This is a genomic window from Citrobacter sp. Cpo100 (assembly GCF_030332595.1).
Lineage (GTDB): Bacteria > Pseudomonadota > Gammaproteobacteria > Enterobacterales > Enterobacteriaceae > Citrobacter > Citrobacter portucalensis.
Genome location: NZ_JAOWHM010000029.1, coordinates 246,888 through 266,817, shown reverse-complemented (window position 1 = coordinate 266,817; position 19,930 = coordinate 246,888). Strand labels below are relative to the sequence as shown.

The window sequence follows — 19,930 nt, the reverse complement described above, 5'->3', positions numbered from 1 at the left end:
TCATCTCTTAAAGTTAGAGCAAATTATTATCAACTAGCGATATGTTGACTAAGTTAGCATCCAGATCCTGCAATTTTCCGGAATGGCTTTGCTGTGTGTATTGATTCTTCCCATATCCCCCAATCAGTCCGGGATCCGTTGGGCCATACAACGTAATATTAGGGCGATCCAACGCGGCGGTTAAATGGCTCAATCCTGTATCAACCGACACCACAAACTTTGCCCCTGCCAGAATGCGAGCCACATCTTCCAGACTCATTCGCGGCAGGACATCAACGTAGGGAAACCCTTCTGCCAGCCTTTTGGCGCGCTCTTCTTCATGAGGAGCACCCCAGGGCAGTTTAATACGGATGCCCGTATTATTTAACAGGCCAATCAGCCCCCGCCAGTTGGCTTCTGGCCAGTGCTTATCATCACGTGTCGTGGCGTGCAGAAATACAGCATACTGGCCTGCATCAGCCTTATGTTCATTCATAAAATGCTGCGCAATCGCGTAATCACCCTGCAACTGCGGTTTAGCATACCCCAGACTTTTGGCGAACAATTCACGCGTACGTTCTACCGCGTGCTGCTGTTTGGCTATGTGATGTTTGCGATTATAAAACAGACTCGCCAGAGGTTCGCGGGCTGTGCTCCAGTCCATACCATGCTTGATGCCACGTGCCAGACGTGTCACCAACGCCGCGCTTTTAACCAAACCCTGCGCATCAATTATCGCGTCATACTTCTGTAAACGCACCGCATCACGAAACGCTTTACGCTCGGCTTTAATCGGCGCTGAAAACCAGGCTTTACGCCAGCGACGGATCGCCACTGGAATAACCCGGTCAACGGCTGAATGCCAGGAGGGGATTTGAGCGAACCCTTCTTCCACCACCCAATCAAATTGAATACCCGGAATAGCCTGCTGCGCATCGGTTAATGCGGGCAACGTATGCAGTACATCGCCCATAGACGACGTTTTAACGATCAGAACCCGCATCCGTCAGGCTTCCTCTTGTAACAACAGGTCGTTGAGTTCTTCCAGCACGCGCTGGGGTGTGATGTCAATCAGGCTCTGGTGATAGCCTTCTGCCGCATCGCCCTTACGCACTTTGTGATACCCCGTAATCAGGCGAATGACACGTGCCTTGTGGGAAAGCGGGGGCGTAAAATCCGGGCTGCTTGGACCATACAATGCGACCAGTGGACGGCTCAGTGCTGCGGCCACGTGCATTAATCCAGAATCGTTGGTGACGACCGCTTTGCAGGCGGCGAGCAGAATGACGGCCTGTTCCAACTGTGTTTCGCCCGCCAGATTACGGCACCAGGCTTGCTGTTCAGTGCTCAGCGTTGCCAGGATCTCATTGCCAGCTTCATGGTCTTTTGCTGAGCCAAACAGCACAATCTGATGGCCTTCATCGATCAACTGCTTCGCCAACTCTGCGTAGTGATAATGTGGCCAGCGTTTCGCTGGACCAAATTCCGCACCAGGGCAAAAACCGATGATGGGGCGTTCGGCTGAAAGGGAGAACTGGCTACAGGTTAGCGATTTTTCACCCTCGCTGACCTGCAACTGTGGCCATAGCAGAGGCTGCGGCAAATCTTTGGCCGTCAGCATCACACCTTTATCATAAGCCAGAGCCACATAGCGCTCGACCATCAGTGGCCATGCGTCTTTATCCAGTACGCGCGCATCGTTCAGCAGACCGTAGCGCATCTCGCCACGCCAACCGGTACGATGGGGAATACCCGCAAAGAATGGCACCAGAGCGGATTTAAACGAGTTAGGCAGCACATAAGCGCGGTCATAGCGCTTCTCACGCAGACTGTGGCCGAGTTTACGGCGCTCGCCGATCTCCAGCGCGCCGTGCCCCAACGGCATGGCGATAGCTTCGTTGACTTCTGGCATGCGCGACAATAACGGACGGCACCATGCAGGTGCCATCACGTCGATTATCGCCTGGGGATAGCGCGCCTTGAGCGTGCGATAGAGACTTTGCGACATCATCATGTCGCCCACCCAAGACGGGCCAACCACCAAAATCTTCATTCACTTCATCCTTCAAGCTGTCTCTGTGTTGGCTGCCTGCGTTCACTACGGTCACTTACTTTTGTAAGCTCCCGGAGGTTCACTTAGTTGCCGCCTTGATACCGCTCGAATGATTTTGTGAATTTGTAGCGTTGTCGCGGTTCAGCCAGGCCATATATTCCGTGACGCCTTCGGCGACGGTTTTAAACGGCTTGTCATAGCCCGCTGCGCGCAGGTTCGTCAGATCTGCCTGGGTAAATGCCTGGTAGCGGCCTTTCAGTTTTTCCGGGAATGGAATGTACTCAATGCTGCCTTTTTTGTGGTACGCCAGCGTAGCATCGGCAACGGCCTGGAAAGATTCCGCACGACCTGTACCGAGGTTAAAGATGCCGGAAACTCCGTTTTCCAGGAACCACAGGTTTACCGCAGCCACGTCGCCTACGTAAACGAAATCACGTTTGAAGTTTTCGCTGCCTTCGAACAGTTTTGGTGTTTCGCCATTGTTAAGCTGGGTGTTGAGGTGGAAAGCAACGCTTGCCATGCTGCCTTTGTGGCCTTCACGCGGTCCGTAGACGTTGAAATAGCGGAAGCCAACAATCTGTGAATTGGCTTCTGGCAGGATCTGACGCACGTACTCGTCGAACAGGAATTTTGAGTAGCCGTAGACGTTCAGCGGTTTCTCATATTCACGGGATTCGATGAAATCAGAAGTGCGACCGCCGTAGGTGGCGGCAGAGGACGCGTACAGGAACGGGATTTCACGCTCCAGGCAGTAGTGCAGTAGCTCTTTGGAGTATTGATAGTTGTTATCCATCATATACTTGCCGTCCCACTCGGTGGTGGAAGAGCATGCGCCTTCGTGGAAAATCGCTTCGATATCGCCGAAATCTTCCCCGGCCATAATCTGGATCAGGAAGTCTTCCTTGTCCATGTAGTCAGCAATATTCAGATCCACCAGGTTAACAAACTTGGTGCCGTCTTTCAGGTTGTCCACCACCAGGATGTCGGTGATGCCTTTATCATTCAGGGACTTAACGATATTGCTGCCGATAAAGCCCGCGCCGCCGGTAACGATGATCATAAATGTAACCTTCGAATTATGGAGTCAGAGACAATCTCAGACACGAATACTTCTATCATATCACTACATGGCTTAGGCTTCAGCCATTCACCGATAAGCCGTGCGGGTACACGTGATTTATGCTTCATTTTGAAGAAGTGATGATGCGTCATCTCGTATCAACGTATAGCTTTGGGTAATATGTGCTGAAATTTGCCCAGTCTGGAGAATTGAAATGCGTGGGGATTTTTACAAACAGTTAACGAACGATCTCGAAACCGCACGTGCGGAAGGATTGTTTAAAGAAGAACGCATTATTACATCTGCCCAGCAGGCGGATATTACCGTGGCGGATGGAAGCCACGTTATTAACTTTTGTGCGAACAACTATCTGGGACTGGCTAACCATCCGGAACTGATTGCAGCGGCAAAAGCGGGTATGGATTCTCACGGATTTGGTATGGCTTCGGTTCGCTTTATTTGCGGTACCCAGGACAGCCATAAACAACTGGAGCAAAAACTGGCGGCATTCCTCGGTATGGAAGATGCCATCCTTTACTCTTCCTGCTTCGACGCCAACGGCGGCCTGTTTGAAACGCTGTTGGGCGCAGAAGACGCAATTATTTCCGATGCCCTGAACCACGCTTCTATCATTGATGGTGTGCGTCTGTGTAAAGCAAAACGTTTCCGTTACGCCAACAACGATATGGTGGAACTGGAAGCTCGCCTGAAAGAAGCGCGTGAAGCGGGCGCTCGTCATATCCTGATCGCCACTGATGGCGTGTTCTCTATGGATGGGGTAATCGCTAACCTGAAAGGCGTTTGCGATCTGGCGGATAAATACGACGCGCTGGTCATGGTTGATGATTCCCATGCCGTCGGTTTTGTCGGCGAAAATGGTCGTGGCTCCCATGAATACTGTGACGTGATGGGTCGCGTGGACATCATCACCGGTACGCTGGGTAAAGCACTCGGCGGCGCATCCGGTGGTTACACCGCAGCGCGCAAAGAAGTTGTTGAGTGGCTGCGTCAGCGTTCCCGCCCTTATTTGTTCTCCAACTCACTGGCACCGGCGATTGTTGCGGCTTCCATTAAAGTGCTGGAAATGGTTGAAGCTGGCAGCGACCTGCGCGATCGCCTGTGGGCGAATGCACGTCAGTTCCGCGAGCAAATGTCTGCCGCAGGCTTTACGTTAGCCGGTGCGGATCACGCGATCATCCCGGTTATGCTGGGTGATGCAGTAGTGGCGCAGGCATTCGCCCGCGAGCTGCAAAAAGAGGGGATTTACGTTACCGGATTCTTCTATCCGGTGGTTCCAAAAGGCCAGGCGCGTATCCGTACCCAGATGTCTGCGGCGCATACCCCTGAGCAGATTACGCGTGCTGTTGAGGCGTTCACACGCATTGGTAAACAACTGGGCGTTATTGCCTGAGGATGTGAAATGAAAGCGTTATCCAAACTGAAAGCGGAAGAGGGCATTTGGATGACCGACGTTCCTGAACCGGAAGTCGGTCATAACGATTTGCTGATTAAAATCCGTAAAACAGCCATCTGCGGGACTGACGTTCACATTTATAACTGGGATGAATGGTCGCAAAAAACCATCCCGGTACCGATGGTCGTTGGGCATGAATATGTCGGCGAAGTTGTTGGCATCGGTCAGGAAGTTAAAGGCTTTAAAATCGGCGATCGCGTTTCAGGCGAAGGTCATATCACCTGCGGGCATTGCCGTAACTGCCGTGGTGGACGTACTCACCTGTGCCGCAATACGACCGGTGTCGGTGTAAACCGCCCTGGCTGCTTTGCGGAGTACCTGGTGATCCCGGCATTTAACGCATTTAAAATCCCGGACAATATCTCCGACGACCTGGCGTCTATCTTCGATCCGTTCGGTAATGCAGTGCACACGGCGCTGTCGTTCGATCTGGTTGGGGAAGATGTGCTGGTTTCCGGTGCGGGTCCAATCGGTATTATGGCGGCAGCGGTCGCGAAGCACGTTGGCGCACGCCACGTGGTGATCACCGACGTTAATGAGTATCGCCTTGAGCTGGCGCGCAAAATGGGTATCACCCGCGCGGTCAACGTGTCGAAAGAGAATCTGACCGACGTGATGGCTGAACTGGGTATGACCGAAGGGTTTGATGTGGGCCTGGAGATGTCCGGGGCGCCGCCAGCGTTTCGCGCCATGTTGGACACCATGAACCACGGTGGCCGTATTGCTATGCTGGGTATTCCGCCATCTGATATGTCAATCGACTGGACCAAAGTTATCTTTAAGGGGCTGTTTATTAAAGGTATCTACGGTCGTGAGATGTTTGAAACCTGGTACAAAATGGCTGCACTGATCCAGTCTGGTCTGGATTTGTCGCCGATCATCACCCATCGATTCTCTATCGATGAATTCCAGCAGGGCTTTGACGCGATGCGTTCAGGCCAGTCAGGGAAAGTGATCCTGAGCTGGGATTAACCGTATCCACCCTGTGGATTCTGTGTGTTGTCCCCGGATGTTGATTATCATTACCGTCCGGGGCTTTTTTGCTTCCTCCTGCCCGGCGCATTTTCCGCTAAAGAATTAATATTTTTTTCTGAAAATCTACCGCTTAATATGCTAAAAAGTGCCGATAACTCTACTGTTTGGCAGGATTTGATATGACCTATACCCCTGGTCTCCTGAGCGTCATTATGCCGCTTTACAACACGGGTGAGCCGTTCATTGCGTGTATGGATTCACTGATTGCGCAAACCTGGAAGAACCTGGAGATCATTATTGTTAATGATGGCTCTACGGATAACTCTGCGGAGCTTGCTCAGTCTTATGCGGATCGTTATCCGCACGTTCATCTGCTGCACCAGCGCAATGGGGGCGTTTCTGCGGCGCGCAATACCGGTATGAAAGTTGCCAGGGGGGAGTACATCGCGTACGTAGACGGCGATGATATTGCCTATCCGGAAATGTATGAAACGCTGATGAATATGGCGCTGAAAGACAACCTGGATGTTGCGCAGTGCAACGCTGACTGGTGTATTGCCGAGACGGGCCACACCTGGGCATCCATTCCTACCGATCGTATTCGTTCTACCGGCGTGATGACCGGGCCAGACTGGTTACGCAAAGCGTTAGCCAGCCGCCGTTGGCGGCACGTTGTCTGGATGGGCGTTTATCGTCATCAGACTATCCGCGACGCGGGGCTGACCTTCCTGTCTGGCCTGCACCACCAGGATATTATCTGGACAACGGAGTTTATGTTTAATGCGAAGCGCGCGCGTTACACGGAAGTCCCGCTGTACAAATACTTCCTGCACGGCGCATCTGTTAGCCGTCTGCCGCGCACCGGGCTGAAAAACCTCGCTTACCAGCGCCACTACATCAAAATTACCCGTCTGCTGGATAAGATGAATCACGACTACGCCGGACGCATTCCAATTTACCCGGAATTCAAACAGCAGGTGATTTACGAAGCGCTACGCGTTTGTCATTGCATACGTAAAGAGCCGGACGAGAAAATCCGCCAGCGCATGATTGCTGAAGTATTTGTATCGGGTATGTTCAAGCGTATGGTGAGTAATATCTGCAGCGTTAAGCTGGGTTATCAGGTGCTGTTGTGGGCTATCCGTTTTAGCCAGTGGCGCGATAAATCATTGACGCCGCGCCGCCTGGCCCATTTAACGCTGGATAGTAAAGACTGATTATTGCCAGCCCTGCCACTGCAGGCGCATATACTGCACCAGCGTGCTTTGGGTGATGCTTTCGCCGAGCACGCTGAAGAAGCGGCTGGCGTACACCGGCTCTAACGGCTGTTTCGGTTTGCATAATTTCACCCCGCGGAAAGGATTACGCGGCGCATCAGGCGTACCGTTCTTCGGTGGTGTGAGGTTTGGTCTGGAGGTATCCACCTGTGGTTCATTGAGCAAACTGCTTGGGCGAACCAGCGTGATGTCGGCTGGCAGGCTATACAGCATCTGCTGCAGGACGCGAACCGTAGACGGGTGAGGGTGGCCAATGGCGATTGCGGAACCGTTGCGGCGCGCAAGCTCGACGGCACGATTAAACTGACGGCGAATATCGGCTTCGTTTTGCGTGTCATCCAGGAAGACTTTGCGTTTGATGACCTTCACACCGGTTCCTGACGCTGCGCGCATTGCCTGGCTGTTACCAATGGTCATGCTGTCCAGGAAGTAGAGGTCGTAGCGTTCCAGCGCCTGCATCACCTTCTGCATGCCGAACAGGCTGGAGGTCATCGCGCTGCCCATATGGTTGTTCAGACCGACCGCATTCGGTACTTTGCTTACCGCGTCGCGAATAATCCGCTCAATCTCTTCGCTGCTCATTTCAGGGCGTAACGTGTCTTTCTCTAACGGCTGCTTGCTCAGCGGCGCCATTGGCAGATGGATTAAGACTTCATGCCCGCTGTTATGCGCTTTGATTGCCATTTCACGCGCATGTGGGGCGTTAGGCAGAACGGCAACGGAGATGGTAGAAGGCATCGCCAGTACCTGGTTTTCAGTGTGTGGGCGATAGCCGAAATCATCAATGACGATGGCGAGTTTGCCAGCAAATACAGGTGTTGCGAAGGCCAGCAGACTGGCGAGAGAGAGTAGTAGACGACGAAATTGTTGTGGCAAAACTTATCTTCCCAACCACGGCTGTGGATTGACCGCCTGACCCTGGCGACGAATTTCGAAATAGAGTGCCGGCCTGCCCTGACCGCCGCTGCTACCCACAAGTGCTATAGGCTGCCCGGCGCGAACCTGCGTACCGACGCTGACCAGTGCGCTCTGGTTATAACCGTACAGGCTCATATCGCCTTTACCGTGTTCAACGACGACCACCAGGCCATAGCCCTGCAGCCAGTCCGCCAGAATGACGCGACCATCGGCAATGGCTTTAACTTCGGTGCCCTCGGATGCACCAATAACCATACCCTTCCAACGTAGCTCACCCTGCAGCTGTTCGCCATAACGATGTAACGTTGGACCACGAACGGGCCAGAATGCCTGACCGCGTGGCGAACCTAAACCGCCGGTACGCGACATCAGTGATTTTTCACTTTCGGTCGGTTTATAGGTTGAGCCTTTTCGTGACGCATCCTTCTGCTTATCACGTACGGCCTGCGCCTCGCGCGCTTCACGTTCCGCGCGCGCTTTGGCCGCGGCTTCGGCGCGAGCAATGCTGTTGCGCAGACGGGATTCGTTGGCGCGCATTTCGCCCAGTTGCTGTTGACCCTGTTGAATCGATGATTCCAGACTCGAAAGTGTTTTCTGGCGTTCGTTACGTGCCTGTTCCAGCTTAGCCTGCTGAGCGCGCTGTTCGTACAGTAGCGTCTGCTGTTCGCTCTGCTTATCTTCCAGCTCGGCTTTTTGCGAGTCGACCTCTTCGCGGGTTTGTTTCAGCTGCGCGATGGTTTCCTGTCGCGCCTGGTTCAGATAGCCGAAATAGGCCTGCAGGCGTTGCCCACGCTGGCTTTCTTCACCGCTAAGAATGAGCTGAATGCCGGTGTGTTCGCCCTGGCGAAAAGCTGCGTCGAGTTGGGCTGCCAGGCTGCGTTCTTGCGCGGCCCGCTGTTTTTCCAGCTTCGCGAGTGCTGCGTTCATCTCTGCGATTTGCGCATTCAGCTGCGCCAGTGAGTTTTGCGTTTCGCGCAACTGCCTTGCGGCAACGGCGATGGCCTGTTCCTGCGCTTTAAGCTGAGCGAGGAGGGTGGCGCGTTGTTGTTGCTGTTGGCGTACCGCGCGTTCTTTTGCCGCGATATCAGCCTGAATAGATTTGAGCTGGTCGCGTTCGTCCGCGTGGGCGGAAAAGGCGCACAGCAATACGCCAGCGCTAAGCGCGCTGGCGTAGAACAAGGGCCTGACTGAAAACTTACGCGGTTTCACGGCCCGAGTGATGGTATTAATCGCCTTTCCCCTCATGGGGAGGGATTATTCCACGATGAACAGCGGCTTACCAGTCATCTCTTGCGGGATTTCCATACCCATCAGCGTCAGCATCGTCGGGGCGATATCAGAAAGTTTGCCGCCTTCGACTGCTTTAACGTTCTTGCCACCGACATAAATCAGCGGAACGGGCAGGTTGGTGTGCGCAGTGTGCGCCTGACCGGTGGACGGATCGCGCATCTGCTCTGCGTTACCGTGGTCCGCGGTGATCAGCAACTGGCCACCAACGGATTCAACCGCTTTCGCGACCTGTTCAACGCAGTGATCCAGCGCTTCAACAGCTTTAACTGCTGCTTCCATCACTCCGGTATGACCAACCATGTCGCCGTTCGGGTAGTTACAAATGATGGTGTCGTATTTTCCGCTCTCAATCGCCGCAACCAGTTTTTCGGTCAGCTCAGCAGAGCTCATCTCCGGCTGCAGATCGTAGGTCGCAACTTTCGGCGAGTTGATCAGGATGCGGTCTTCGCCTTTGAACGGCTCTTCTACGCCGCCGTTGAAGAAGAAGGTCACGTGCGCATATTTTTCGGTTTCGGAAATACGCAACTGCGTTTTGTCGTGCTTCGCCATCCACTCGCCAAGGGTGTTAGCCAGAGATGCTGGTGGGTAAGCAACCGCAGTTTTGATGTCGGCCGCGTATTCGGTCAGCATCACAAAGTTGAGGTTAACGACTTTCTTACGGGCGAAGCCGTCGAAGTCAGCGTTAACAAACGCACGAGTGATTTCACGCGCACGGTCAGCACGGAAGTTCATGAAAATCAGCGTATCGCCGTCTTCCATGGCGGCTTCAGCCTGGCCTTCAGCACGGATCACGGTCGCTTTCACGAATTCGTCGTTTTCGTCGCGGGCATAAGCAGCCTGCAGGCCTTCAACCGCCGTAGCGAACTGGAACTCGCCTTTGGCCAACGTCATCAGGTCATAAGCCTGTTCAACGCGATCCCAACGGTTGTCACGGTCCATCGCGTAGTAACGACCGATGATGGACGCTACGCGGCCTTTGCCCAGTGCGGCAAATTTCTCTTCGAATTTCTGCAGTGAATGTTCAGCGCTGCGCGGCGGGGTATCGCGGCCATCAAGGAAAGCGTGCAGATAGATTTTCTCAGCCCCGCGTTCAGCAGCCATTTCTACCATCGCCATGATGTGATCTTCGTGGCTGTGAACACCGCCCGCAGAGAGCAGACCCATGATGTGAACCGCTTTGCCGCTATTTTTTGCCTGGTCGACCGCATTGGTCAGTACCGGGTTAGCGAAGAAAGTACGCTCTTTAATTTCTACATCCAGACGGGTCAGGTCCTGATACACGATGCGGCCCGCGCCCAGGTTGACGTGACCGACTTCGGAGTTGCCCATCTGGCGATCGGGCAGGCCAACTTCCAGGCCAGACGCATCAATCAGGGTATGCGGACGTTTTGCCCACAGGGCATCCATTACCGGGGTTTTGGCATTAAAGATGGCGTTATCCTGGCTGTCTTCGCGATAGCCATAGCCATCCAGAATCACCAGTACCATAGGTTTTTTAGAAACCGACATTGCGACAACCTCACACTTAATAGATAAAAAATAATTGCGTAATTTTACTACAGCTGAATCGATAAAGTAGCCCCGGAAGATCAAATAATCGACCAGAGCGCGCCACAGAGGGCGTGGTTTTAGGTTTTTTTTTCCGTAGCGCCCCGCAAAAATGCAATCCAATGCACGCTCTGGCTGTATTTGCGCCAACGCGCAGGTATACTCCTTTCCTGGTTTTTTTAATCACTGAGTCGGGAGTTGTTACCCCCCATGCAAGAAATTATGCAATTTGTTAGTCGCCACCCTGTATTGAGTATCGCCTGGATTGCGTTACTGGCGGCTGTATTATTTACCACGTTTAAGAGCCTGACTTCCAAAGTGAAGGTGATTACGCGCGGAGAAGCCACACGTCTCATCAATAAAGAAGACGCCGTTGTCGTGGATTTACGTCAGCGCGACGACTTCCGCAAAGGCCATATCGCAGGCTCCACTAACCTGCTGCCGAGCGAAATCAAAGCCAACAACTTTGGCGAACTGGAAAAACACAAAAACAAACCTGTGATTGTGGTTGATGGTTCAGGCATGCAGTGCCAGGATTCAGCAACTGCGCTGATCAAAGCCGGTTTTGAGCAGGTGTCTGTACTGAAAGATGGCGTAGCGGGCTGGAGTGGTGAGAATCTGCCACTGGTTCGCGGCAAGTAATTTACCCGTCTTCTTTCATGCCGCAGGGTAAAAAGAACACTGGAGATAAGTCATGGCCAATATTGAGATCTATACCAAAGCAACCTGCCCGTTTTGCCATCGCGCAAAGGCGCTCCTGAACAGCAAGGGTGTGAGTTTCCAGGAGCTTCCGATTGACGGCGATGCCGTGAAGCGTGAAGAAATGATCAAGCGCAGTGGCCGTACTACGGTTCCGCAGATTTTTATTGATGCACAGCACATTGGTGGTTGTGACGACTTGTATGCGTTGGATGCGCGTGGTGGACTGGATCCGCTGCTGCGTTAAGGCGTACCGAAGTATTTAAAGGACAACACTAAAGGGTTTTCTCAACATGTCAGAACAAAATAACACTGAAATGGCTTTCCAGATCCAACGTATTTATACCAAGGATGTGTCTTTCGAAGCGCCAAATGCACCGCATGTTTTCCAGAAAGATTGGCAGCCAGAGGTTAAACTGGATCTTGATACCGCATCTACCCAACTGGCAGATGACGTGTATGAAGTAGTGCTGCGTGTCACCGTAACGGCTTCCCTGGGTGAAGAAACTGCGTTCCTGTGCGAAGTTCAGCAGGGTGGTATTTTCTCCATCAGTGGTATCGAAGGGACTCAGATGGCGCATTGCCTGGGCGCATACTGCCCGAACATTCTGTTCCCGTATGCCCGCGAATGCATCACCAGCCTGGTTTCACGCGGTACGTTCCCGCAACTGAACCTTGCGCCGGTCAACTTTGATGCGCTGTTCATGAACTATTTACAGCAGCAGGCTGGCGAAGGTACTGAAGAACATCAGGATGCCTGATGAACCAAAGTAATGCTTCAATGACTGTGATTGGTGCCGGCTCGTACGGCACCGCTCTTGCCATCACCCTGGCAAGAAATGGCCATCAGGTTGTCCTGTGGGGCCATGATCCTAAACATATCGCGACTCTCGAGCACGATCGCTGCAACGTCGCGTTCCTTCCTGATGTGCCTTTTCCCGACACGCTGCGCCTGGAAAGTGATTTAGCCACTGCACTGGCCGCCAGTCGTAATATTCTGGTGGTGGTGCCGAGCCACGTCTTTGGCGAAGTGCTGCGTAACATCAAACCATTGATGCGTCCTGACGCACGACTGGTCTGGGCGACAAAAGGTCTGGAAGCGGAAACAGGGCGTCTGCTGCAGGACGTCGCGCGTGAAGCGCTGGGGGACTCAATTCCACTGGCGGTTATTTCCGGCCCGACGTTCGCCAAAGAGTTGGCTGCGGGCATGCCGACGGCGATTTCTCTGGCCTCGACGGACGACACCTTTGCTGACGATCTCCAGCAGTTGCTGCACTGCGGCAAAAGCTTCCGCGTATACAGCAATCCGGATTTCATTGGTGTACAGCTTGGCGGTGCGGTGAAAAACGTCATTGCCATTGGTGCGGGGATGTCTGACGGCATCGGTTTCGGTGCGAATGCACGAACCGCATTGATCACCCGTGGGCTGACCGAAATGTCTCGTCTTGGTGCGGCGCTGGGGGCCGATCCTGCCACCTTTATGGGGATGGCGGGTTTAGGCGATCTGGTGCTGACCTGTACCGACAACCAGTCGCGCAACCGTCGTTTTGGCATGATGCTCGGCCAGGGGATGGACGTGCAGGGTGCGCAGGACAAAATTGGCCAAGTGGTTGAAGGCTATCGCAATACGAAAGAAGTTCGTGAATTGGCGCACCGTTTTGGTGTTGAGATGCCAATAACCGAGGAAATTTATCAAGTATTGTATTGCGGAAAAAACGCGCGCGAGGCAGCATTGACGTTATTAGGCCGTGCACGCAAGGACGAGCTGAGTCGCCACTAGCTGTAAGGAACTGTTGAATATAACGACCCGATCCGCGAAGAACGGATCGGTCGTTTTGCTACCTTCTGGAGTACGCAATGCCGTGTGAAGAACTGGATATCGTCTGGAAAAACATTAAAGCGGAAGCCCGGGCACTGGCGGAATGTGAGCCAATGCTGGCCAGTTTTTACCACGCAACGCTGCTCAAGCATGAAAATCTCGGCAGTGCGCTAAGCTATATGCTGGCGAATAAACTCGCTTCTCCAATCATGCCCGCCATTGCGATTCGCGAAGTCGTAGAAGAGGCCTACGCGGCCGATCCTGAAATGATTGCCTCAGCGGCCTGCGATATTCAGGCAGTACGCACGCGTGACCCGGCTGTCGATAAATATTCCACTCCACTGCTGTATCTGAAGGGCTTTCATGCGCTTCAGGCCTACCGTATCGGTCACTGGCTGTGGCATCAGGGGCGTCAGGCACTGGCGATCTTCCTGCAAAATCAGGTGTCCGTTACCTTCCAGGTAGATATTCATCCGGCGGCAAAAATTGGCCGTGGGATTATGCTCGATCACGCCACCGGCATTGTGGTTGGTGAAACCGCGGTGATTGAAAACGATGTCTCTATTCTGCAATCCGTTACGCTTGGCGGGACCGGTAAAGCCGGCGGTGACCGCCACCCGAAAATTCGTGAAGGCGTGATGATCGGCGCGGGAGCAAAAATTCTCGGCAACATTGAAGTCGGACGCGGCGCGAAGATTGGCGCAGGTTCGGTCGTGCTACAGCCCGTACCGCCGCATACCACCGCCGCAGGCGTACCGGCGCGCATCGTCGGTAAGCCAGACAGCGATAAGCCGTCTATGGATATGGATCAGCATTTCAACGGGATTCATCATACTTTCGAATACGGCGATGGAATCTGATTTCGAGCTATCTTACTTGTCATCTTGAACCCGGGCTGTGCTCGCCATCCTCACGTACTACGTGTACGCGCAGGTCGGCAAGCGCAGTCCGTGTCCAACCTGACTACGCCGATAACGCTCGAAAAATAACGGTAAATTCTTTCGTAGGTCGGATAAGGCGTCAGCCGCCATCCGACAAAAATCAACTACGCAATACCGCGCCGGGATAACCTAACTGGCGCCAGGCCTCATACACCACCACCGACACCGCATTCGACAGGTTCATGCTGCGACTGTCCGGCATCATCGGAATACGAATTTTTTGTTCGGCAGGCAGCGCGTCGAGGATGCTGGCTGGCAGACCGCGAGTTTCCGGGCCAAACATCAGATAATCCCCATCCTGATAGCTTACCGCGCTATGCGCTGGAGTACCTTTGGTGGTCAGGGCAAACAGACGTTGCGGATTTTCTGCGGCGACGAAGGCGGCGTAATCAGGGTGGCGTAGCACAGCGGTAAATTCATGGTAATCCAGCCCCGCGCGACGCAGGCGCTTGTCGTCCCAGGTAAAGCCCATTGGCTCAATAATATGCAGACGAAAGCCGGTGTTGGCGCAAAGGCGAATAATATTGCCGGTATTTGGCGGGATTTCTGGTTCGAATAAAACGATGTTTAGCATGCTGCCCCCTTAAGTACGGGGGGCAGAATAGCAGAAAGAGCCGGTACTATGCGACGGTCAGCGCGTGCGGTTTATAGCGTTGCAGCTTGTAAATCGTCGCGGCAGCGGCGACCAAAGCCGGAAGGCTGAGGAACATTAAGATACTGTCTGCCTGCCATTGCAGGGAAAGCAACTGGGCGCTCATCATCGTTCCGGCTACGCCGCCGAAGCGGCCCACGCCCTGCATCCAGGCAATGCCCGTTGCGCGGCAGTGGGTTGGATAAAACGTTGCAGCCAGCGTCTGTAGCCCGGACTGCGCGCCGTTCATGGTAATCCCCATCAGGAAGATCAGTGCGCCGAACAGGATGATATGGTTGTGTTCAAACCCGAGAGCGAGGGCAAACAGCATCGTCAGCATAAAGCCGAGTGATACCACTTTATGCGCTTCCCAACGGTCCATTAACCAACCGGCCAGCAGGATCCCTGCGGTACCGCCGAAGGTAAACAGTGACGTCAGCCAGGCGGATTCAGCCAGCGGATAGCCCATGCCCAGCATCAGCGTTGGCATCCAGCTCAGCAGCACGTAATAGATAACCAGCCCCATAAAGTAGGTCGTCCAGAGCATCAGCGTGCCCGGCAGCCAGGGCATACTGAATAGCTGCGCCACGCTGCCTTTTTTGATCGTGACGCGGTCTTCATCCAGATAAAACTGAGTAACCTGTTCCAGATTTCCCGACATAAAACGTTGAGCAATGCGTTTAACCTGTGCCACCCCTTTACCGCGGTGAACCAGATACTTCACCGACTCCGGCAGGAACAGCACCAACAGTACGGTGAGGGCCAGCGGGGCGATCGCACCGGCAAGCAGAACACTGTGCCAGCCGTAATTGGGAATAAGCCAGGAGGAGATTACGCCGCCGCCCGCAGCGCCTAACGGAAAGCCGCAGTACATGGTGTTAATCGCCATTGAACGACAACGTTTCGGGGCGAATTCTGACACCAGGGTGATGGCGTTGGGCATTGCCGCGCCAAGTCCAAGTCCAGTGAGAAAACGCCAAAATGTGAGCATATTCAGGGTCTGGGCATAGGCGGTTCCCAGACTGGCGAGGCCAAAGAACAGACAGGAAAATACCAGGACACGCTTACGGCCCATACGATCGGAAATGGGTCCGGCGAGCAGGGCGCCAAATGACAGGCCTAATAGCGCGGCGCTTAACACCGGTCCGAGATCTTGCTTCTTGATGCCCCAGTCGGCTGAGAGCGTGGGAGCAATATAACCCATCGCCGCGGTATCGAAGCCGTCAATGGCTAAAACCAGAAATCCCAGGACAATAATGACCCAATGGAAGCGCGAAAAAGGACTGTCATCTATCGCCTGCTGGATATTCACTTTACCGGAATAAGCCATGTCACCCTCGCCCGTTATGATGGTTGTTATCTGTATAAATCGCTCTTGTATTAGCTTGTATATACATTTGGCAGGTGGATAAAAAGTTGTCAAATATATTGGTTGTAAATGTTAACTGGTCGTTATTTTTGCGTAAAAAATGGCCGGGCTGAGAACAGGCCGACCATGCAGAAAACGCGATTTTACGGGGGAGAGTGTTACGCAGCGCTACCCTGGGCCAGAGGCGCTAATGCAGCAGGCAGGTTCTGACCCAGTTCCTGTACCAGCGAATCACGGCTGATTTCGCTAATCGATTTCGCCCCGGTCAGGGTCATTGCCACCTTCATCTCTTTCTCGATTAGATTCAGCAGATTCGCCACCCCGGCCTGACCGTGGGTGGCCAGCGCGTACAGATAAGCACGTCCCAGCAGAACACTATCCGCGCCCAGCGCAATCATACGTACGACATCCAGACCGTTGCGGATCCCACTGTCTGCCAGAATGGTGATATCGCCTTTTACTGCATCGGCAATGGCGGGCAGCGCGCGAGCAGAAGACAGCACGCCGTCTAACTGGCGGCCACCGTGGTTAGAGACAACAATACCATCCGCGCCAAAGCGTACGGCGTCTCGGGCATCTTCGGGATCGAGGATCCCTTTGATCACCATCGGGCCATCCCAGAATTCGCGGATCCACTCGAGGTCTTTCCAGGAAATCGACGGATCGAAGTTATTCGCCAGCCAACCGATGTAATCCTCAAGACCGGTAGGTTTACCAAGATAAGTCGAGATATTACCTAAATCATGTGGGCGACCGTTCAGGCCAACGTCCCATGCCCACTGTGGATGGGTGACTGCCTGCCAGTAGCGGCGCAGTGCGGCATTTGGGCCGCTCATCCCGGAATGGGCGTCACGGTAGCGTGCACCCGGTGTTGGCATATCGACGGTAAAGACCAGCGTGGAGCAACCCGCCGCTTTGGCGCGCTCCAGCGCGTTGCGCATAAAGCCGCGATCGCGCAGAACATATAGCTGAAACCACATTGGACGCTTGATGGTTGGGGCGACTTCTTCAATCGGACATACGGATACCGTGGAAAGCGTAAATGGAATGCCTTTGGCATCAGCGGCGGCGGCGGCCTGAACTTCGCCCCGGCGCGCGTACATGCCGCACAGACCGACAGGTGCAAGGGCCACCGGCATGGAGAGCGTTTCGTTGAACAGCTTTGTCTCCAGGCTCAGGTCGGACATATTCTTCAGCACGCGCTGGCGCAGCGCCACCTCCGACAGGTCTGCCACGTTACGGCGCAGAGTGTGCTCTGCATACGCCCCACCGTCTATATAGTGGAACAAGAAGGGGGGTAGGATGCGCTGGGCTGCGGCGCGATAGTCGCTGGCTGCTGAAATAATCATGTGTTGTTCTCCCTGCTATTCTCACCAGGGTCACCGGGCAGGCGGGTGATTCGCGCCTGGCGGGCCTGATCTTCATCAAATCGTTTAATCGTGGTGTGGACAAAACTGAGGTGCGCCATCATTGCTTTACGCGCTCCGTCGGCATCTCCGGCAACAATCGCATCCAGGACGGCCTGATGCTGCGCCGTCAGTTGCGAAAATACGGGCGGCACAAGGTACATTCGCTGGCGGCTCTGTTTCACCGAAGACTGCAATACGTCGAAGAAACCGCGCATGGTCTGTAACAGCACCACGTTGTGCGAGGCCTCCGCAATGGCGAGATGAAAGCGAACGTCTGCCTGCGAGGCGAGATCTGGATCTTCGCTTTGTGTGGCCTCGAAACAGAGTCTGATCTTCTCTTTGTCGGCAGCAGTGGCACGCATAGCTGCATGCCAGGCGGTGCTGGCTTCGATGGCGTGGCGGGCTTCCAGAATATCGAAACTGTAATCAGGGTCGTCTGCCAGCAAAGTTTTCAGCGGCTGAACGATGTTTTGTTCAGACCATGCCTCATGCTGCCAGCGGATAAACGTCCCGCCGCCACGACGGCTAATCAACACGCCTTCGCTCACCAGTTTCGCCAGCGCCTCGCGCAGCGAGTTGCGCGATACGCCGAGCTGTACGGCCAGTTGGCGCTCAGCGGGCAACTTCATGCCCGCCTCCAGCTGTTGTTCTTCAATCAGCGCCCGCACACGAGATGCGACCTCGTCTGACAGGCGTCTGGGCATCACTATCATGGAATCATCCAGGTTAAGACATAGGCCTGCAGCGTGGTAATCACACCCACCATGCAGGTGAAAATCAGGCTGTGCTTCACGGTAAAGCGGAACAGATCAGACTCTTTCCCCACTAATCCCACTGCCGCACAGGCGATAGCGATAGATTGCGGAGAGATCATCTTGCCGGTCACGCCGCCGGTGGTATTTGCGGCCACCATCAGCACATCCGAAACGCCGATTTGCTGAGCGGCCGTGGCCTGCAGGGCGGCGAACAATGCGTTTGATGAGGTGTCGGACCCGGTCAGGAATACCCCCAGCCAGCCAAGGAACGGCGAGAAGAAGGTAAATGCGCTGCCGGTATGTGCCAGGGCCAGTGCCAGGGTGGATGAAAGCCCGGAGTAGTTAGAGATAAACGCGAACGCCAGCACCATCCCGATGGAGTAGATAGGCAGCGCCAGATCTTTCAGCGTGCTACCAAAGGTCTGCAGCGCAGCAGATGGCTTCATCTTCAGCCAGACGATAGACAGCAGGGCGGCAAACAGAATCGCAGTACCGGTCGCGGAGAACCAGTCAAATTTGTACACCGCCGCGTAGGCCGTGGCTTCGTGTACGACCGGCGGCATACGGGCAACCAGCTTGTCGAGGAACGGAACCGGAATATTGACCACCCAGTGGTACATCGCGCCGCCTGGCGCAAACAGCGCTTTAAACGGCGGTATGCTCCACAGCGTGACGGTAGCTGTCAGGAACAGGAACGGTGACCAGGCGCGTACCACCTGCCCAGCGGTGTAGCGGGTGCGCGACAGATCCATATCGACCTGCGAAGCGCCCATATCGCCAAAACGGAAGATACGTACCGGCTGCCAGCGTTTCAGGAACAGCGTCAGACACACTAGTGAGACCAGAGAAGAGATGATATCCGGCAGTTCCGGCCCGATAAAGTTAGAGCTGAGGTACTGTGCGATAGCAAACGAGCCGCCAGCGACCATCACCGCAGGCCAGGTTTCTTTGACACCACGCCAGCCATCCATAATCGCCATAATCCAGAACAGCACGATAATGGTCAGGAATGGCAGCTGACGCCCTACCATCTGGCCAATCTCGAAGCTGTCCAGTCCGGTAACCTGACCGGCGACCAGAATCGGAATGCCCATTGCGCCAAAAGCGACCGGCGCGGTATTTACGATCAGGCACAAACCTGCCGCATACAGCGGGTTAAAGCCAAGACCAACCAGCAGTGCGGCGGTAATCGCTACCGGAGCGCCAAAGCCTGCCGCTCCCTCGAGGAATGCCCCAAAGGAGAAACCAACAATCAGCATTTGCAGACGCTGGTCTGGGGTAATCGAGAGTATCGATGATCGGATAATGTCAAACTGCCCGGTCTTCACCGAGATTTTATAGACGAATACCGCGGCGATAATGATCCAGGCAATTGGCCACAGACCGTAGAAGAAACCGTACACTACGGATGCCAGCGCGTGATCGACCGGCATTTTGTAGAACAGCAGGGCGACCGATAAAGCGATCACCACCGTCCATGACGCCGCAACATAGCCTTTCAGCTTGAGCTTAATCAGGGCGAAGAAAAAGAACAGGATAGGGAGCGATGCGATCAGACTGGAAAGCCAGATGTTACCGGCCGGGTCGTAGTTCTGTTGCCAGAGATTCATTGCAGGTCTCCTGGGGGCCGCTGACATAATGGAATGAGTCTTTGCTCAAATCTTCGTCACATTATGTGTAAAAGTGGCCCTGCCAATATTGTTGTGTAGGGGTAATGACAATGAATGGTTAAT

At 54.2% G+C, this 19,930-nt stretch carries 19 protein-coding genes; 8 read left to right on the top strand and 11 right to left on the bottom strand.

What is annotated here, in order from left to right:
• Positions 1-13 precede the first annotated feature (13 nt).
• The 3 genes from rfaC to rfaD form a co-directional block, all read right to left on the bottom strand.
• On the bottom strand, positions 14-982 hold the full coding sequence (rfaC, locus tag OGX96_RS06565) for a lipopolysaccharide heptosyltransferase RfaC (protein ID WP_286582491.1): 969 nt from the start codon (positions 980-982) through the stop codon (positions 14-16).
• Between the two features lie 3 nt (positions 983-985).
• Positions 986-2,032 (bottom strand): ADP-heptose--LPS heptosyltransferase RfaF, encoded by a 1,047-nt coding sequence (gene rfaF / locus OGX96_RS06560; RefSeq protein WP_286582489.1) that lies wholly within the window; start codon positions 2,030-2,032, stop codon positions 986-988.
• A gap of 79 nt (positions 2,033-2,111) precedes the next feature.
• Positions 2,112-3,092 carry an ADP-glyceromanno-heptose 6-epimerase gene (gene rfaD, locus OGX96_RS06555; RefSeq protein WP_048227317.1) on the bottom strand — a complete coding sequence of 327 codons (981 nt, stop codon included), beginning with the start codon at positions 3,090-3,092 and terminating at the stop codon, positions 2,112-2,114.
• Between the two features lie 214 nt (positions 3,093-3,306).
• On the opposite strand from rfaD, the gene kbl reads away from it, so the two are divergent.
• From kbl to OGX96_RS06540, 3 genes are all read left to right on the top strand, one after another.
• On the top strand, positions 3,307-4,503 hold the full coding sequence (gene kbl, locus OGX96_RS06550) for a glycine C-acetyltransferase (RefSeq protein ID WP_003827313.1): 1,197 nt from the start codon (positions 3,307-3,309) through the stop codon (positions 4,501-4,503).
• A gap of 9 nt (positions 4,504-4,512) precedes the next feature.
• Positions 4,513-5,538, top strand: coding sequence for an L-threonine 3-dehydrogenase (gene tdh / locus OGX96_RS06545; protein ID WP_003024132.1), 1,026 nt, complete (start codon positions 4,513-4,515; stop codon positions 5,536-5,538).
• 182 nt (positions 5,539-5,720) lie between these two features.
• Positions 5,721-6,758: a glycosyltransferase gene (locus OGX96_RS06540; RefSeq protein WP_048215306.1), complete on the top strand. Its 1,038-nt coding sequence runs from the start codon at positions 5,721-5,723 to the stop codon at positions 6,756-6,758.
• Here the strand turns inward: OGX96_RS06540 and OGX96_RS06535 are convergent, their stop codons facing one another.
• Genes OGX96_RS06535 through gpmM form a run of 3 tightly spaced genes read right to left on the bottom strand, consistent with a single transcriptional unit; the run spans position 6,759 to position 10,535 of the window.
• Positions 6,759-7,694, bottom strand: a complete 936-nt coding sequence (locus tag OGX96_RS06535) for a divergent polysaccharide deacetylase family protein (RefSeq protein WP_003024138.1) — start codon at positions 7,692-7,694, stop codon at positions 6,759-6,761.
• Between the two features lie 3 nt (positions 7,695-7,697).
• Entirely contained in the window at positions 7,698-8,957 is a 1,260-nt protein-coding gene (gene envC, locus OGX96_RS06530) for a murein hydrolase activator EnvC (RefSeq protein ID WP_231587333.1), read from the bottom strand.
• A 33-nt stretch (positions 8,958-8,990) separates the two neighbouring features.
• Complete coding sequence (gene gpmM / locus OGX96_RS06525) at positions 8,991-10,535, bottom strand: 2,3-bisphosphoglycerate-independent phosphoglycerate mutase (protein ID WP_003827325.1); 1,545 nt, start codon at positions 10,533-10,535, stop codon at positions 8,991-8,993.
• Positions 10,536-10,784: 249 nt separating this feature from the next.
• Here gpmM and OGX96_RS06520 point away from each other — a divergent pair, with 249 nt between their 5' ends.
• The 5 genes from OGX96_RS06520 to cysE all read left to right on the top strand — a co-directional run bounded on the left by OGX96_RS06520 (position 10,785) and on the right by cysE (position 13,952).
• A complete protein-coding gene (locus OGX96_RS06520; RefSeq protein ID WP_003024148.1) occupies positions 10,785-11,216 on the top strand; it encodes a rhodanese-like domain-containing protein in 432 nt (143 codons plus the stop codon).
• 52 nt (positions 11,217-11,268) lie between these two features.
• Positions 11,269-11,520, top strand: a complete 252-nt coding sequence (gene grxC / locus OGX96_RS06515) for a glutaredoxin 3 (protein ID WP_003024152.1) — start codon at positions 11,269-11,271, stop codon at positions 11,518-11,520.
• Positions 11,521-11,566: 46 nt separating this feature from the next.
• Entirely contained in the window at positions 11,567-12,034 is a 468-nt protein-coding gene (gene secB, locus OGX96_RS06510; RefSeq protein ID WP_003024155.1) for a protein-export chaperone SecB, read from the top strand.
• Positions 12,034-13,053 carry an NAD(P)H-dependent glycerol-3-phosphate dehydrogenase gene (gpsA, locus tag OGX96_RS06505; protein ID WP_008786462.1) on the top strand — a complete coding sequence of 340 codons (1,020 nt, stop codon included), beginning with the start codon at positions 12,034-12,036 and terminating at the stop codon, positions 13,051-13,053. The genes secB and gpsA overlap by 1 nt, the downstream gene beginning before the upstream one ends.
• Before the next feature lie 77 nt (positions 13,054-13,130).
• On the top strand, positions 13,131-13,952 hold the full coding sequence (gene cysE, locus OGX96_RS06500; RefSeq protein ID WP_003024160.1) for a serine O-acetyltransferase: 822 nt from the start codon (positions 13,131-13,133) through the stop codon (positions 13,950-13,952).
• A 181-nt stretch (positions 13,953-14,133) separates the two neighbouring features.
• Here the strand turns inward: cysE and trmL are convergent, their stop codons facing one another.
• The 5 genes from trmL to lldP form a co-directional block, all read right to left on the bottom strand.
• Positions 14,134-14,607 carry a tRNA (uridine(34)/cytosine(34)/5-carboxymethylaminomethyluridine(34)-2'-O)-methyltransferase TrmL gene (gene trmL / locus OGX96_RS06495; RefSeq protein ID WP_003827329.1) on the bottom strand — a complete coding sequence of 158 codons (474 nt, stop codon included), beginning with the start codon at positions 14,605-14,607 and terminating at the stop codon, positions 14,134-14,136.
• Positions 14,608-14,653: 46 nt separating this feature from the next.
• Entirely contained in the window at positions 14,654-15,994 is a 1,341-nt protein-coding gene (locus OGX96_RS06490) for an MFS transporter (protein ID WP_032945353.1), read from the bottom strand.
• 197 nt (positions 15,995-16,191) lie between these two features.
• Entirely contained in the window at positions 16,192-17,382 is a 1,191-nt protein-coding gene (lldD, locus tag OGX96_RS06485; protein WP_032945351.1) for an FMN-dependent L-lactate dehydrogenase LldD, read from the bottom strand.
• Entirely contained in the window at positions 17,379-18,155 is a 777-nt protein-coding gene (lldR, locus tag OGX96_RS06480) for a transcriptional regulator LldR (protein WP_003024170.1), read from the bottom strand. Before lldR ends, lldD begins: the two co-directional genes overlap by 4 nt.
• Positions 18,152-19,807 (bottom strand): L-lactate permease, encoded by a 1,656-nt coding sequence (gene lldP / locus OGX96_RS06475; RefSeq protein ID WP_003827332.1) that lies wholly within the window; start codon positions 19,805-19,807, stop codon positions 18,152-18,154. Before lldP ends, lldR begins: the two co-directional genes overlap by 4 nt.
• Between the last annotated feature and the right edge of the window lie 123 nt (positions 19,808-19,930).